The organism is Parabacteroides sp. AF17-3 (assembly GCF_003635445.1).
GTDB lineage: Bacteria > Bacteroidota > Bacteroidia > Bacteroidales > Tannerellaceae > Parabacteroides > Parabacteroides goldsteinii.
On record NZ_QTMM01000011.1, the window covers coordinates 225,850 to 241,355 of the forward strand.

The following is a 15,506-nucleotide window of genomic DNA, read 5'->3' on the forward strand; positions in this document are numbered from 1 at the left end:
AGAACGATGAATAAACGATCAGTAGCAATCGTCGTGGTATCGGTCAGCAGTCTGCCGCTGGCACGGCAAATAAAGAAACAATATCCTGATGCTGTGATCTACAGTAAGGAATCGCAGGAAGAGACGGTAGTAATGGAGTCGATCGACACCATTGTCGGAGACCTGTTCCTCAAATCGGACGCGATTATCTTTATCGGGGCAATGGGTATCTGCGTACGCTGCATCGCTCCTTATATAATGGACAAGCATACCGACCCGGCGGTTGTCTGCATCGACAGTACCGGTAAATATATCATCCCGGTCCTCTCCGGCCATATCGGAGGGGCAAACGAGTTAAGCGTCGAACTGGCACAGGTACTCGGAGGTAACGCCATTGTCACCACCCAAAGCGATAATACCGGATTGTGGGCGCTCGATACACTGGGAGAAAAATTCGGCTGGTCTGTCGTAGCTGACGACCTGACGGACAATGAAAATGCGATGAATGCCTGCATTGCCGCCTTCGTCAATAAAAAACCGACAGCCCTTATATTAAATGTACGCGAGAAGGGTACGGAATACCTCGAACACACCTGTCCGGATCATGTCCGTATATTCAATAAATTCTCTGACATTCCCCTCGACCAGTTCGAGTTGGTGATCACCGTCGGGCCGTTTATCTACGAAGCGGATATCAAGATGGTCTCCTATTTCCCGAAAGTGCTGCACCTGGGTATCGGCTGCCGGAAAGACCTCAAAGGCGATCCTGTCGAGATGCACCAGCATATCATCGCCACTCTGATCGACAACAACCTCTGTCCCGAATCCATTGCCGACATATCCTCCATTGACCTGAAAAAGGACGAAGCACTCCTGGCCCTGCTGGCCTACGGCATTATGGACTGTCCGTTCAAGACCTACCCGGCAGACGTTCTGAACAAACTTGCCGTCCCCAACCCTTCCGCCAAGGTAAAGGAAGTCACCCAGTCATCGAGCGTGGCGGAAGCCGCGGCGATACAAAGTGCCGGAGGCGGATTCCTGCTGCTGGAGAAACAAAAGGGGCAGCTGGGAGAAAGCAACGATTATACATTTGCCGTGGCAATGGATAAATCCGTACAGCGGCAAGGCCATATCGAAATAGTCGGTGCCGGTCCGGGCGATCCGGAGCTGATCTCGATACGTGGCAGGAGGATGCTCGAAAAGGCAGACCTGATCCTGTACGCCGGCAGCCTCGTCCCAAAAGAACTGACCTATTGTGCGAAACCGGGAGCCACCGTACGCAGTTCGGCAGATATGAACCTGGAAGAGCAGTTCATCCTGATGAAAGAGTTCTACGACAGGGGCAAGTTCGTTGTGCGCCTGCATACCGGCGACCCCTGCATCTACGGGGCGATACAGGAGCAGATGGCTTTCTTTGACCAGTTCCATATGAGTTATCATATCACCCCGGGGATATCCTCTTTTCAGGCTGCCGCTGCCGCTTTGCGCTCACAGTTCACCATCCCGGAAAAGGTACAGACCATCATTCTCACCCGTGGTGAAGGCCGTACGCCGATGCCCGAAAAAGAACAGCTGCACAAATTGGCCGCCAGCCAAAGCACGATGTGCATCTACCTCAGTGCAGGCATAGCGGACAAGGTGCAGGAAGAACTTCTTGAACATTACGCCCCTACCACACCGGTAGCCGCCTGCTATAAACTGACCTGGAAGGACGAACGCATCTACCGCGGAGAGTTGAAAGACCTGGCGAAGATCGTCAAAGAGAACCATCTGACGTTGACCACCTTGCTGGTGGTAGGCGACGCGATTGACAACCGCGAAGGCCTCTCACGCCTTTATGCCGACGAGTTCAAACACCTGTTTCGTAAATAACCTGTTTCAGAAAAGGCTATGATACTGATATTGGGAGGAACAACGGAGGGACGGGCCAGCGTCCGCATCGCAGACGAAGGAAGTGCGCCTTATTATTATTCGACCAAAGGCGCGCTCCAGGAAATAGAGTGTGCGCATGGCATCCGCCTGACCGGCGGCATGGATACGGCAGCGATGGAAACATGCTGCCGGGAGAAAAACATCCGGTTGCTGGTCGATGCCGCCCATCCCTTCGCCTCGGCCCTGCACCGCACGGTTGCAGAAGTATCCTCCTCCCTCGGGTTGCCGGTGATCCGTTACGAACGGCGTTATCCGCCCCGCGACCCCGATCTGGTCTGGTGCGATAATTACGATGACGCCATTCGTAAACTGGAAGAACACGGTATCCGGCACCTGCTTGCCCTCACCGGGGTAAACACCATCGCCCCGCTACGCCCCTGGTGGGAAAAGCACTCGGCGTGGTTCCGCATTCTTGAACGCGAAGAGTCGCTCATAACCGCCACCCGTCAGGGATTTCCTGCGGACTATCTGTGCTTCTATCAGGATGAAGACGATGCCGGAGCACTGATGGACCGGTTGCAACCAGATGCCGTTATCACCAAGGAAAGTGGCCGGTCTGGCTATTTCAACGAGAAAGTGGCGGCTGCCCGCAAACGCTCCATCCCTGTATTCGTTGTCAAACGGCCGGCATTGCCCGAAACATTCTACATTGTTTACGGAGAGGACGGATTGCGCAAACAGATCGAACGCCTGCTGCCGGAGTTCTTCCCCCTGCATCACGGCTATACGACCGGAGCCTGTGCCACGGCAGCGGCCAAAGCGGCCCTGACCGCCCTGTTAAGTAAAGAGGAACAAACAGCCGCATCCATCACCCTGCCTTCGGGCGAAATAATCACCTTGCCGGTTACCGCAACCGAATGGGACAGTGACAGTGCAACCTGTTCGGTCATCAAAGATGCCGGCGATGACCCGGATGTCACCAACGGTTCTATGATCGTTGCCAACGTGGCTTTTTCGACAGCCTCCAACGATGCACTTGTCCGTTTCGTCGCTGGTCCGGGAGTAGGCACAGTCACTCTGCCCGGATTAGGGCTGGAAGTCGGAGGTCCCGCCATCAACACGACCCCCCGCAAAATGATCACGGATGAATTGGCTGCTGTTTTACAAGCGTTCCGTCAGAACAACCCGGCAGCTAAAAACCTGCCGCCGAGTCCCGGACTAACAGTCACGATCTCCGTTCCCGGCGGAGAAGAACTCGCCACCAGGACATTCAACCCGAAGCTGGGCATCGTTGGCGGCATCTCCATCATCGGGACATCCGGCATCGTACGCCCTTTCTCCGCCGACGCCTTCATCGCCTCTATCCGCAAAGAAGCCGAAGTAGCCAAAGCCATCGGCTGCCGGACACTGGTCATCAATTCAGGAGCCAAAAGTGAACGGTATCTGAAAGCCCGTTACCCGGAATTACCGCCACAGGCTTTCGTACACTACGGAAACTTTATCGGCGAGACATTGAAAATAGCCTCGGCACTCTCCTTCGAGCAAGTTGTCATGGGGATCATGATCGGAAAAGCAGTCAAACTGGCGGAGGGATTTCTGGATACCCACAGCAAGAAAGTAGTCATGAACAAAGACTTCCTGAAGGAAACCGCCCGCGAAGCCGGCTGCCCCGAAGCAGCAGTCCGGCAGATCGAGACGATTACCCTCGCCCGCGAACTCTGGCAGTTATTCCCTTCCGGAGAACAATCATCCTTCTTTTCTCTCCTTTTAAAAAAATGCTATGCACATTGTATCCCGCTCCTTCCCGCGGATAAATTACAGATCGTATTGATTACGGAAGAAGGTCGGATTCGGGAATAAATAAGATTTACCGGATCAGAACAGGAAATAACACGGCTTACTCGAGCCTGATCTCCTTACTCTGTACATAGGAAACATCCAACTGCCCGCCGGCACTCCCGTTGCTTTCCTGCAAAGGACTCACTTTTGCACGGCTCAGCGACAGGGTTGCCTTACCGGGCAGTGATGAATTACTGAACGTGATATTGATGGAACGGCTGCCCTCGTCGCGGTTAAAAATGCTGTTCACTCCGCCATCATAACTGATAGTAACTTCCACCACTTCGTTCGGACCAACCGGATCACCTTCCCAGGTCAACGTAGTCGTACCTTTCACTTTGGCCGATGTAAACGATTCGGGAATAGCGATCGGTTTTACGTCTTTTATGGAAGCGACGTTGGTATAGACCTCATCTTTTGCACGGGTAAAGGTGAAAGTCATATCTTCCAGTCCTTTAAAAGAATACGTATAGAAATAAATACCCACATTGGCAAAGTTGGGGTCCTTGCCGTTGAACAGGATGGAAGCCGGGCCATTCAGTTTGATGTTAATCCCCGCACTATCCTGCTTATTGAAATTCGCCCCGACATTTGTCTTATTATTAGTCACATCGTAGGAAACACCGAGATTCTGATAGAAAGGGACATCCGGTTCAATATCGGAAGAATCATCACTGTCGCAGGAGGTGAGTGTCCATGCGAATAAAAGGGAGGCAAACAAGAAATACTTTTTCATGACGTTTAATATTTTGAATTACCTTTATATAACAAACGAAATGAAAAAAGTTTATCCCGTTAACATTCTCTGTCAGCTCTCAAGACACATCAGCAGTTCTTCAACAGAAGCGACCTGCCGCGGCGGATTACCCGAAAGATAAAGGGTGATCGGAGATTCCACCGTCTCTCCCGCATCAATCCGGCTTTCCGATTCTATTTCGCAGCCGGCATGAATCCCGTTCCGCAGAAGCGCCTTACGCACCATCGCATATTTCTGGCCACTGCCGGTAAGATGGATTTCCCTGTCATAACGGTTGTCGATGCGGAACAGGCCGGTTTCCATATCGAAGACAATCCCTTTGCGGGCAAAGAAACCGCTCAGGTAACCGCTTAAAGCGAGGTCCTCGGGCGTACCGGTACTGATCCCTTTCACCTTGTCCATCAACCATATCTTATCGGCGATCTGAAGAGCCAGTTCAAGGTCGTGAGTAGAGAGGAAGATCGTTTTATTGGTCGTACGGGTAAGATGATGCAAAAGCTGCATGATCTCCACCTTGCTGGGGAAATCGAGAAAGGCGGTCGGCTCATCCAGGAAGATTACAGGCGTTTCCTGTGCCAGCGCTTTGGCGATCATGACCTTTTGCCGCTCACCGTCGGAAAGGGTGTGTACCATGCGCGAGGCGAGGTTCTCGATCCGGACCATGGCGATCGCCTCTTCTACGATCTGCTTGTCTTCTTTACCCAGGCGGCCCCAAAAACCGGTGTACGGACTGCGTCCCATGCCGATCAGTTCACGGACAGACATGTTGCGGATGTCACACTTATCTGTCAGCACCACTCCCACTATAGTGCTAAGCTCCTTATCACTATAGTCCTGTATATCGCGGGACAGTAGTGCTATTTCACCCGACAGGCGAGGCTGGAAAGCGGATAATGTACGTAATAAAGTAGACTTTCCGACACCGTTGGCACCCAGCAGGCAGGTTAATTCGCCACTATAGATCGTTGTCGTTATATGGCTTGCTACCAGCTTAGTATCACTTTTAGAATGATAACCGATAGAGAGATCGTTTATCTGAATAGTTGCCTCTTTCATGCTCATTCGTTTAGTTCGTTTTTACGCCGGCGGAATAAAACGGAAGCGACGACCGGAGCACCGACCAATGCGGTTACCGAGTTGACCGGCAAAGCTCCCTCGAATCCCGGCATACGTGCAATCAGGTTACAGGCCAATGCCAGGGCTGCACCGACAAACAGTACACCGGGCATCAGTATGCGATGGTCGGATGTCTGGAAAATGGCACGGCAAAGATGAGGAACAGCCAGTCCCAGGAAGACGATCGGACCACAGTAAGCGGTCACGATGGCTGTCAATACACCGGCAGAGGTGATAACGAGCAGGCGTGCCCGTTTGATATTCAGTCCCAGATTACGAGCATACCCATCGCCGAGAAGCATCAGATTCAATGTCTTTATCAATAGGAACGAAAGAGGGATCAGGATAGCCATAATCGCTACGAAAAGCATCATCTGATTACCGGAGACACGCGAGAAACTTCCCAGCCCCCAGATCACATAAGCACGGATATCTTCTTCCACACTAAAAAACTTCAGGACTCCGATTACCGCATTCGCCACATAGCCGATCATCACACCGATAATCAATAGCGTCACATTCCCTTTTACCTTCTGCGAAACATAAACGATCAGTGCCATGACAGACAAGGAACCGACTATGGCCGCAATGGATAAGGCAATCTCCCCCATAAAGCCCAGCTTACTCAACGCCACGCCTCCCAGACTTCCGCTCAGTAAAACAACGAAGGCAACTCCCATACTTGCACCGGAACTGATACCCAATACAGAGGGGCCGGCCAACGGATTGCGGAATACGGTTTGCATCTGAAGCCCGCTGATCGCTAATCCGGCTCCGGCGACTAATGCCGTTAAGGCTTGCGGAAAGCGTGATTTCCAGATAATATTCTGCCAGGTGACCGGTTCGTCGCCATTGCCGCAGATGATATTCCAAACCGAATGGAAGGGTATAGAAACAGAGCCCAACACCAGATTCAGAAACAACAACACGACGATCGAGACAAAGATCACAAACATCAGGAAAGTGTTAGAATACTTCATCGTACCCATTTATTTAAGTAAATCATAATAGACAGGCGTATGATCCGGCAGTAGATTCGGATGGAAGATATGCAATAAATCGCCCAGCACCACTTCCGGCTCGGTCGGCATGCTTTCGTAAAAAGGTTTTTCCCTCATGTTGCAATAGATCACTCCTTTTTCCTTGAAGGCACGGAAGTCTGCATAACGGGGATCCTGATCTTTCAGTGATTTATAAGTATATATTCCCGGATAGCTGTTTACGATACGCCAGTAGTCGGCTTCGTCGGCCTGGTTATAGACGGTCTCGAAGTCGAGCGTCACACCGCCGGAGCGATCGTCGTCTTTCAAAAAGTAATCAGCGCCGGCATCTTTGAAAAGTTGTGCAAGGAAGCTCTTTCCTCCTACTGCATACCAGTTACCACCATGTATTTCGCCACTGAACACGACAGGACGTTTCTGCACTTTACCTTCGGCTGTCAGCTCTTTCAGCTCGTTGTAGCGGTTCTCTATAGCCGAGAATTTTTCATTGGCTTCCTGCTCTATCCCGAGTAACAAACCGACGAACTTGATCCATTCAGCCTGCCCCAGCGGTGTCATTTCTTTATATCCCAGATGAGGAATCAGAGGGATACCGATATCTTTCATTGTTTCATAGCCGCCACGCTTAAAAGGTGAGATCAGAATCAGGTCGGGATTGATACTCATGATCACCTCATTATCGAAGTTGCCTTCGATCCCGATCTTTGCCGTCTTTCCTTCCTTCAGCTGATTATTGATAGTCTTATTAAACAGATGACGCGTACTCGTAATGCCGACAACCTTATCCTCCGCTCCCAACTTAATGAAATTGGATAATTGCAGGGAAGTCATACAGATAGCACTACGTACAGGTGTTTCGATAACCGTATAATCCGCATGAATCCCTTCCGGCTTCGTCCCCCGGGGAACCAAAGCATACAGGAAATGCGTACTTTCTTCATTCTGCGGATCATGTATATCCACCAGCATATAATCATCTTTATAGGTCAGTTGAAAACCTTCGGCATGCTTTGGTGTCACCTGAACCCGGCTATCCGTCATAGTCGTTTGTTGTGAAGAAACATTCTTTTTCTCCTGTTGATTTCCTTTCGATGCACACGACGTAACCAATAGTGCAACCAGGCAACAACCTGCTAAATACTTGTTCATATTCATATTATTTTTATCCGACACAAACCGTCCGAACCCACGAGGACAATCGCTATGTGAAAAATGGCAGGTCTTCTGACTTACTTCCATCCCGAAAGCCTTCCCGGCGAGGCTGTCTCTCCGCCAGTGGCAAAAGGTGTTATCGGGATGTTACTGAAGTTTTACAGCAGCGTGGACTGTCCGGGATTTCCACCCGGTTCCCTTTTAATCTGTCTCCATGAACAGGAGTTTTACAGAACCTATTTCGATCGCAAAAGTAATAAGAAGTTTGCAACTTTGCACTATTTTCAGCACATTTGCACCCCAAATAAAAACAAGAATAAAATGACTTACCCGATCAGTTTCGTATCATTAGGTCCCGGCGAACCGGAACTTATCACAGTGAAAGGTCTCCGACAACTTCAGAAAGCAGATATTATCTACTGCCCCGCCACCCGTAACAGGCAAGGTGAAATCCTCTCACGTGCCGCCGATATCGTACGTGCACTGGAAATAAACGAAACTGCCATCCGCTGCTTTATGCTTCCCATGAGCAAAGACCGCACGGAAGCCTGGAAAGCCTACGACGCCCTCTACAACGAAGCCGCCGCAAACTATGCGGAAGGCAGACAGATCGTTATCGTAGCCGAAGGCGATGCCGGCTTCTATTCTTCCATCCAGTATATATATGACAAGTTTATAGAGACGGGAATCGACGTTCAGCGTATTGCCGGAATCCCCGCCTTCATCGCTGCCGGAGCATTGGCCGGCTTGCACATTGTCAAACAGGAAGAACAGATCATTGTTATCCCCGGCACTCCTTCCGCAGAAGAATTGTCAGAAAAGATAAATGCCGGATACGTGATCGTCATTATGAAACTGTCGCAATGTGTGGAAGCCGTACATGCATGTATTCGCAAGCATCCGCAGACACAATTCCATTATTTTGAAAATGTAGGGACGGATAAAGAATACTACACCTCCGACCGGCAAATCATCGCAGAGAAATCTTTCCCCTATTTCTCACTGATGATCATACAATAAAAAAATTACTATCCCAATTATTGTATCGCAAAAACTATACGGATTCTATGATACCGTTCAGACGGTTCATATGGTAGCGGAGCGACTGGACAGATTCCCAGTTCTGATGCCCCGACTTGCACAACTCACGTGCACTCACTAATACTCCTGAAATGTGACTGCTGATCTCTTCAATCTTTTTATTCGTTTCATTATAAAGAGTTTCAGTCTCTTCCGGTGAATAGATAGAAGCAGATTGTGCCAACGATTCAAGTAACTTCATCTGATAGACTCCGGCCCTGGGGATCAAGTTGCTGATGGCATAATGATGAAGATCCTGGATTTCCTTCTGCTTGGTGGTATCCCAACCGACATTATTCATACTCTCCGAAGAACCCATCTTCGAAAACATTCGAATACCCAAACAATCTGCAATTGTTTTAACCCATGATCCTGTCTCTGTTTCTCTTGAAACGACGCCTGTCAAACTAAATCTCATTGTTGCCATAATCAAATCTCCTTAATTACATAAACCGAAGTTTTTAAAATTGTTATTTACTTTCTTTTTATCACTATAAACTTGCTGTTAGTTTCATTTTATTATTGTGATGTCACAAAATTAGGCAAATTATCATACACCACAACCCTATATCTATATTTTAAAGTTCTTTAATACAAGAACTGTCGAAATGCACTGTTTTTGTCAACTGAAGATTACAAATATGTTGAAAAACGCGCACTTCACTTAACAAAGAATCATTGCCGGCCTCCTTTTGGTAACTTTTATCAATATAACACTAATTTTACACAGTTATCAGGTATTACAACCTTTCATTCTATCATTTTGTTATTTAATTAAAAATAATATACTTTTGTTGCCTCTTTAAACTTACATAAGCACATGAAATCGGATATAGAAATTGCAAGAGAAGTCTCCCTTCGCAAAATAAAGGAAGTTGCCACGGGTTTGGGTATTCCGCGCGAAGAAGTACAAAACTATGGTCGGTATATCGCCAAAGTGCCCCTTCACCTGATCGATGAAGAGAAAATCAAAGAACATAACCTGATCCTGGTAACGGCCATCACGCCTACCAAAGCAGGTATCGGTAAAACAACCGTATCTATCGGTCTGGCCCTGGGCCTGAACAAGATAGGTAAAAAAGCAGTCGCCGCCCTGCGTGAACCCTCGCTGGGTCCGTGTTTCGGTATGAAGGGCGGAGCAGCCGGAGGCGGATACGCACAGGTACTGCCGATGGAAAACATCAACTTGCATTTCACCGGTGATTTCCACGCGGTTACATCTGCCCACAACATGATCACGGCGTTGCTGGATAATTATATCTATCAGACACGCAATACTTGCGAAGGGCTGAAAGAGATCAAATGGAAACGTGTGCTCGACGTAAACGACCGTAGCCTGCGCAATATCGTATCCGGCCTGGGAGGCTCGGCAAACGGTGTTCCGACAGAAACAGGATTCGACATCACGCCGGCTTCCGAAATGATGGCTATCCTTTGTCTGGCAACCGATCTGGAAGACTTGAAACGCCGCATCGGTAATATCCTGCTGGGATATACAAACGACGACCAGCCGTTCACAGTCAACGACCTGGGTGTTGCCGGAGCGATCACCGTACTACTGAAAGATGCCCTTCTGCCTAACCTGGTGCAGACAACAGAAAATACCCCTGCTTTTGTGCATGGCGGCCCGTTCGCCAACATCGCCCACGGCTGTAACTCGATCATTGCGACAAAGATGGCGCTTACCTACGGCGATTATGTGATCACGGAGGCTGGTTTCGGTGCCGACCTGGGTGCTGAAAAGTTCTTCGACATCAAATGCCGCAAAGCCGGCCTGAAACCGAAACTGACGGTTATCGTTGCTACCGCACAGAGCTTGAAGCTGCATGGCGGCGTTCCCGAATCACAGATCAAGGAACAGAACATCGAAGGTCTGCGCAACGGCTTTGCCAACCTCGACAAGCATGTGGCCAATATGAAACGTTTCGGTCAGGAAGTGATCGTTACCTTCAACCGGTATGCTACCGATACGGACGAAGAAATCGCCCTGGTTGCCGAACATTGCAAAGAGCTGGGTGTAGGCTTCGCCATGAACAGCGTATTTGCCGAAGGCGGTGAAGGTGGCGTGGAACTGGCCAAGCTGGTAGTAGATACGATCGAAAACAAGCCGTCGGGCGAGTTGAAGCTGATCTACGAAGATACAGACAATGTACGCGACAAGATCAAAAAGGTATCCGAAGAAATCTACGGTGCCGCCTCGGTCACTTATACGACATTGGCGGACAAAAAGATCAAACAGATCGAAAGCCTGGGCATCTCCCACTACCCGATCTGTATTGCCAAGACACAATATTCATTCTCTTCCGACCCGAAGGCTTACGGCGTTGCCAAAGACTTCGAACTGAAAGTGCGCGATATCATCATCAACAACGGCGCCGAAATGATCGTTGTCATCATGGGTGAGATCATGCGTATGCCGGGACTCCCGAAAGACCCGCAGGCAAAACGGATCGACATCGTGAACGGGCTGATCGAAGGGTTGAGTTAATTAAAAATTAAGAGCTATTTGTTTATAGTGACAGGAGTTACTAATTCCATCACTATAAACAAATATTCATATCTGATCAATTATGATTCAACGCGTCGATCATTTATTCCTGTTGAAAAATTTATTAAAGAATACTATCTGATAGTCAATGGAATTGCGCCAATAGTCGCCATTATGCGCACCCGGGCGGACAATGAAGTCGTGGTCGATCTTGTATTTCAGCAGCTTTTCATGGAAATTGTTATTTACTTCAAAGAAGAAATCACTGTAACCACAATCAAAGATCAAAGCTAATTCGTCGTTCTTTAGATGCTCGACCAGGTTGATGACCGTATGTTTCTCCCATACTTCTTGATTTTCACTTTCTTTGCCCAGCCATTCACTCATATTCCAGTTATTGGGGAAAGGACGGATATCGACACCGCCGCTTGTGCTTCCGGCTGCACCGAAAATATCCTTATGACGGAACGAGAGCCACATGGCACCGTGGCCTCCCATGCTCAGACCGGTGATGGCGCGTGCCGTGCGGTCTTTTATTGTCGGATAGTTGGCGTCGATATAGTTGACCAGCTCCTTAGCGACAAAAGTCTCATAGCGGTAAGAAGGATTGACCGGACTGTCCCAATACCAACTGTTCTTGCCATCCGGACACACAAATATGATTCCATACCGGTCAGCGATCTCGGGTAAGTTTGGTTTCAGACCGATCCAGGTTTTGGCATTTCCTCCATGCCCGTGCAGTAAATAAATGACAGGAGCCGTTATCTTTCCGCTTCCGGGCAAGACGATAACGGTCTGAATCTCTTTATTCATCGCATCACTGCGTACATTGATCGTATCAACAACTGCCGCCTGAACAGACAAGGCGAAAAAAGCGACTAGAGACAAAAAAAATATCTTTGCTTTCATAATCTTGTATAGAATTTATTAGTTGAAAGCAAAGATATTTATTTTTTGGTTAGAAGACTTCTTTCCAGTGCTTCAGATTTGTATCGATCGTATCCATTACTTCTTTTGAGCGGCCTTCCATCAGCAGTTTATACATGGTCTGCGCAAATCCGAGCATCTGGGTGAACTCGATCTTCGGAGGCATCGCCAGGGCATTCGGATCGGTCATGATATTGACCAGGACGGGACCGTCGGAGGCAAAGGCTTTTGTCAGCGTCGGCAGCACATCATCCGGATTGCTGACATTGTATCCCGCCATTCCCATCGAGAGGGCAACGCGGGCAAAGTCGGGATTGAGCATCGTTGTCTGCCAGTCCGGCAGTCCGGCGACTTCCATTTCCAGTTTGACCATTCCCAGTGAACGGTTGTTGAAGACGATCAGCTTGACCGGCAGTTTATATTGCACGATCGTCGCCAGGTCGCCCAGCATCATCGAAAGGCCGCCATCGCCACAGAGGGCAACCGCCTGACGGCCGGGATAAGCCAGTGCCGCCCCTATGGCCTGCGGCATGGCATTCGCCATCGAACCGTGGTTGAACGATCCCAGCATCTTCCGTTTTCCGGTTGCTTGCAGGTAACGGGCGCCCCATACGCAGGTCATGCCCGTATCGACCGTAAAGACGGCATCTTTTGAGGCCAGTTCGTCGATCAGGGAAATGACATATTCCGGATGGATCTTTTCATCTTTGCCTTTTACTTCAGCGGCCGAGCGTAGGTTTCGCTTCACCTTGTCGTAATGGGCCAGTTGTTCACGCAGGAAGCTGTCATTCGTTTTCTGACGGACCAAAGGGAGCAGTTCCTGTAAGGTATCTTTCACATCGCCGCAGAGTCCCATCTTTATTTTGGCACGACGCCCCAGACGGTTTGCTTTGATATCGACCTGCACGATTGTATTGTTTTGCGGCATAAAGGCTTCGTAAGGGAAATCCGTACCCAACAACAATAAGACTTCCGCTTCGTGCATGCTGTAATAGCCGGAGGGCATTCCCAGCAGGCCGGTCATACCCACTTCGTTCGGGTTATCGTACTGGATTTCCATTTTACTTTTGAAAGAATATGCCACCGGGGCATTCAGGCGTAGGGATAATTCGACCAGTTCCTTATGGGCGTCTTTCGCTCCTATTCCACAGAAAATGGTTACTTTTTCCGCTTTGTTCAGCAGGTCGGCCAATGCGTCGATCTCTTCTGCCGAGGGGCAGACGCGCTGTTTGGTAGGGAAAGGCTGCTGGGATGATTCGCCCGACGTTGCAGTCTTCGAAGTCAGGTCGCCGGGCAGACCGATCACTCCTACTCCGCGAAAAGAAAGGGCGGCCTGTATAGCTCCCTGCAACATGCGGGGGAACTGTTCGGGCGTTGTTGCGACCTGGTTGTAATAACTGCAATCTTCAAATAATTTGATTGTATTGGTTTCTTGAAAATATTCCGTTCCGAACTCGTGGGTCGGCAATGTGGATGCGATGGCCAGCACCGGAGCTCCCGAACGTTGGGCGTCATATAACCCGTTGATCAGGTGGACATGCCCAGGGCCGCTGCTTCCCGCACAGCAGGCCAGTTCGCCGTTCAATTGCGCTTCGGCGGCGGCGGCAAAAGCGCCTGTTTCTTCGTGGCGGACGTGGATCCATTTGATCTTTCCGCTTTTACGCACTGCTTCGTTTACCTCATTCAAGCTGTCTCCCGTGACAGCATAGATACGTTTTACGCCTGCCTTTTCAAGCGTGTCGACTAATTGTTCCGCTACATTCTTTGCCATAATTATATGTACTTTTTCTTTTATGTTTTGTTTATAAAAGAACTATGGTAGAATGCAAAATGTTTTGAAAACAGGGCATAATAAACATCGACAGATTTTATAAGTGTATCCCAGTCCTTTTTGATATAAAATCGTTACCTTTGCGGCGATTGTTTAGGGAAATAGTTATGGGAACTTCAAAAGAAATGACCTCCGGCGCTGCATTACCGTTGATCTTCAACTTTGCGATGCCGGTACTTTTAGCCAATTTACTCCAACAGACCTACTCTTTGATCGATGCGGCTATTGTTGGCAAGTTTTTAGGGATCGATGCTTTCTCGGCTGTCGGTGCCAGTACTTCCGTCATTTTTCTTATCATCGGGTTTTGCAACGGGTGTTGTGCGGGATTCGGCATACCGGTAGCGCAGAAGTTCGGAGCCAGGGATTACAGCACGATGAGGCGGTATGTTTCTATCAGCCTGCAACTGGCGGCTGTCATGTCGGTTATTATTGCGGTCGTTACAAGTCTCTATTGCCGGGATATTTTAAGGATCATGCAGACGCCGGAGAATATATTCAGGGATGCTTATTTCTATTTGCTGGTTACTTTTATCGGCGTTCCGTGTACATTTTTCTATAATCTGCTTTCCAGCGTCATCCGTGCACTGGGCGATAGCAAGACTCCATTCTGGTTCCTGCTTTTTTCAACGATACTCAATGTGATTCTCGACTTGGTTTGCATCCTGGTATTTAAATGGGGAGTTGCCGGGGCAGCCATTGCAACGCTTCTTTCACAAGGTATATCGGCCGTTCTCTGCTACATTTATATGTATCGCCGCTTTGAAATATTAAGGAGCACGCGGGAAGAACGGAAGTTTCGGTCCAACCTGGCAGGGAATCTGATGTGGATTGGTGTGCCGATGGGACTTCAGTTTTCCATCACGGCAATCGGCAGCATTATGTTGCAGAGTGCTAATAACGCACTGGGATCGGCCTGCATTGCTGCGTTTGCTTCGGCTGTGCGCATCAAATCGTTCTTTATCTGCCCGTTCGAAAGCCTGGGGATTGCCATGGCCACTTATACCGGACAGAATTACGGAGCCGGAAAGCCGGAACGTATCTGGCTGGGTATTAAGGCAAGCGGATTGATGATGATTGTCTATGCCGCATTTTCTTTCCTTATACTGATGCTGGCATCACGCGAACTGACGCTGATCTTTGTCGATCCTTCCGAGACGGAAATCATAAATGATGCCGTTCAGTTCCTGCATATCTCCTGCTCATTCTTTCCGATTCTGGGGATTCTGTGTATCCTGCGTTATACAATCCAGGGAGCCGGATTTACGAATCTGGCCATGCTGTCTGGCGTATCCGAGATGATTGCCCGTACGCTGGTCAGTATTTATGCGGTACCTGCTTTTGGATTTATGGCCGTTTGCTTCGGCGATGCGACTGCCTGGATGGCTGCGGATTTATTTCTGATTCCAGCCTTCATCTATGTATATAAGAAAATAAAAAAGGTAAAAAGATAAAACTCGCAGTACG

At 49.1% G+C, this 15,506-nt stretch carries 12 protein-coding genes and 1 riboswitch; of the genes, 5 read left to right on the forward strand and 7 right to left on the reverse strand.

Annotated elements, in window-relative coordinates; all coding sequences use genetic code 11:
- Window positions 1–6: 6 nt before the first annotated feature.
- Both cobM and cbiD read left to right on the forward strand, forming a co-directional pair.
- Window positions 7–1,851, forward strand: a complete 1,845-nt coding sequence (gene cobM, locus DWW91_RS16030; protein WP_048317832.1) for a precorrin-4 C(11)-methyltransferase — start codon at window positions 7–9, stop codon at window positions 1,849–1,851.
- Window positions 1,852–1,869: 18 nt separating this feature from the next.
- Complete coding sequence (gene cbiD / locus DWW91_RS16035) at window positions 1,870–3,711, forward strand: cobalt-precorrin-5B (C(1))-methyltransferase CbiD (RefSeq protein WP_122328313.1); 1,842 nt, start codon at window positions 1,870–1,872, stop codon at window positions 3,709–3,711.
- Window positions 3,712–3,748: 37 nt separating this feature from the next.
- On the opposite strand, the gene DWW91_RS16040 is transcribed toward cbiD, so the two are convergent.
- The 4 genes from DWW91_RS16040 to DWW91_RS16055 form a co-directional block, all read right to left on the reverse strand.
- Entirely contained in the window at window positions 3,749–4,426 is a 678-nt protein-coding gene (locus DWW91_RS16040) for a hypothetical protein (protein WP_046146864.1), read from the reverse strand.
- 72 nt (window positions 4,427–4,498) lie between these two features.
- Window positions 4,499–5,503, reverse strand: a complete 1,005-nt coding sequence (locus tag DWW91_RS16045) for an ABC transporter ATP-binding protein (protein ID WP_044214665.1) — start codon at window positions 5,501–5,503, stop codon at window positions 4,499–4,501.
- A gap of 2 nt (window positions 5,504–5,505) precedes the next feature.
- Entirely contained in the window at window positions 5,506–6,543 is a 1,038-nt protein-coding gene (locus DWW91_RS16050; RefSeq protein WP_007653531.1) for an iron ABC transporter permease, read from the reverse strand.
- A 9-nt stretch (window positions 6,544–6,552) separates the two neighbouring features.
- Entirely contained in the window at window positions 6,553–7,713 is a 1,161-nt protein-coding gene (locus DWW91_RS16055; protein ID WP_122328336.1) for an ABC transporter substrate-binding protein, read from the reverse strand.
- Window positions 7,714–7,760: 47 nt separating this feature from the next.
- A riboswitch (cobalamin riboswitch) is annotated at window positions 7,761–7,971 on the reverse strand.
- Window positions 7,972–8,037: 66 nt separating this feature from the next.
- On the opposite strand from DWW91_RS16055, the gene cobI reads away from it, so the two are divergent.
- Window positions 8,038–8,736: a precorrin-2 C(20)-methyltransferase gene (cobI, locus tag DWW91_RS16060; protein ID WP_122328314.1), complete on the forward strand. Its 699-nt coding sequence runs from the start codon at window positions 8,038–8,040 to the stop codon at window positions 8,734–8,736.
- Between the two features lie 34 nt (window positions 8,737–8,770).
- Here cobI and DWW91_RS16065 read toward each other — a convergent pair whose 3' ends face one another.
- Window positions 8,771–9,223, reverse strand: coding sequence for a hypothetical protein (locus tag DWW91_RS16065; protein ID WP_010803462.1), 453 nt, complete (start codon window positions 9,221–9,223; stop codon window positions 8,771–8,773).
- A 393-nt stretch (window positions 9,224–9,616) separates the two neighbouring features.
- Here DWW91_RS16065 and DWW91_RS16070 point away from each other — a divergent pair, with 393 nt between their 5' ends.
- Window positions 9,617–11,284, forward strand: coding sequence for a formate--tetrahydrofolate ligase (locus DWW91_RS16070; protein ID WP_007653523.1), 1,668 nt, complete (start codon window positions 9,617–9,619; stop codon window positions 11,282–11,284).
- Window positions 11,285–11,383: 99 nt separating this feature from the next.
- Here DWW91_RS16070 and DWW91_RS16075 read toward each other — a convergent pair whose 3' ends face one another.
- Window positions 11,384–12,193, reverse strand: a complete 810-nt coding sequence (locus DWW91_RS16075) for an alpha/beta hydrolase family protein (protein ID WP_007653521.1) — start codon at window positions 12,191–12,193, stop codon at window positions 11,384–11,386.
- 49 nt (window positions 12,194–12,242) lie between these two features.
- The gene (locus DWW91_RS16080) at window positions 12,243–13,982 is read right to left on the reverse strand and encodes a thiamine pyrophosphate-dependent enzyme (protein WP_048317335.1); all 1,740 of its coding nucleotides are present in this window, start codon (window positions 13,980–13,982) and stop codon (window positions 12,243–12,245) included.
- Window positions 13,983–14,149: 167 nt separating this feature from the next.
- On the opposite strand from DWW91_RS16080, the gene DWW91_RS16085 reads away from it, so the two are divergent.
- Window positions 14,150–15,493, forward strand: coding sequence for an MATE family efflux transporter (locus DWW91_RS16085; RefSeq protein ID WP_010803466.1), 1,344 nt, complete (start codon window positions 14,150–14,152; stop codon window positions 15,491–15,493).
- Window positions 15,494–15,506: the final 13 nt, after the last annotated feature.

Bases quoted from the DNA above. Each gene is read 5' to 3' on its own strand.
- DWW91_RS16085 (WP_010803466.1), top strand. From the start codon at position 14,150: ATGGGAACTTCAAAAGAAATGACCTCCGGCGCTGCATTACCGTTGATC.
- DWW91_RS16065 (WP_010803462.1), bottom strand. From the start codon at position 9,223: ATGGCAACAATGAGATTTAGTTTGACAGGCGTCGTTTCAAGAGAAACA.
- cobI (WP_122328314.1), top strand. From the start codon at position 8,038: ATGACTTACCCGATCAGTTTCGTATCATTAGGTCCCGGCGAACCGGAA.
- DWW91_RS16050 (WP_007653531.1), bottom strand. From the start codon at position 6,543: ATGAAGTATTCTAACACTTTCCTGATGTTTGTGATCTTTGTCTCGATC.
- cbiD (WP_122328313.1), top strand. From the start codon at position 1,870: ATGATACTGATATTGGGAGGAACAACGGAGGGACGGGCCAGCGTCCGC.
- DWW91_RS16040 (WP_046146864.1), bottom strand. From the start codon at position 4,426: ATGAAAAAGTATTTCTTGTTTGCCTCCCTTTTATTCGCATGGACACTC.
- DWW91_RS16045 (WP_044214665.1), bottom strand. From the start codon at position 5,503: ATGAAAGAGGCAACTATTCAGATAAACGATCTCTCTATCGGTTATCAT.
- DWW91_RS16055 (WP_122328336.1), bottom strand. From the start codon at position 7,713: ATGAACAAGTATTTAGCAGGTTGTTGCCTGGTTGCACTATTGGTTACG.
- DWW91_RS16075 (WP_007653521.1), bottom strand. From the start codon at position 12,193: ATGAAAGCAAAGATATTTTTTTTGTCTCTAGTCGCTTTTTTCGCCTTG.
- DWW91_RS16070 (WP_007653523.1), top strand. From the start codon at position 9,617: ATGAAATCGGATATAGAAATTGCAAGAGAAGTCTCCCTTCGCAAAATA.
- cobM (WP_048317832.1), top strand. From the start codon at position 7: ATGAATAAACGATCAGTAGCAATCGTCGTGGTATCGGTCAGCAGTCTG.
- DWW91_RS16080 (WP_048317335.1), bottom strand. From the start codon at position 13,982: ATGGCAAAGAATGTAGCGGAACAATTAGTCGACACGCTTGAAAAGGCA.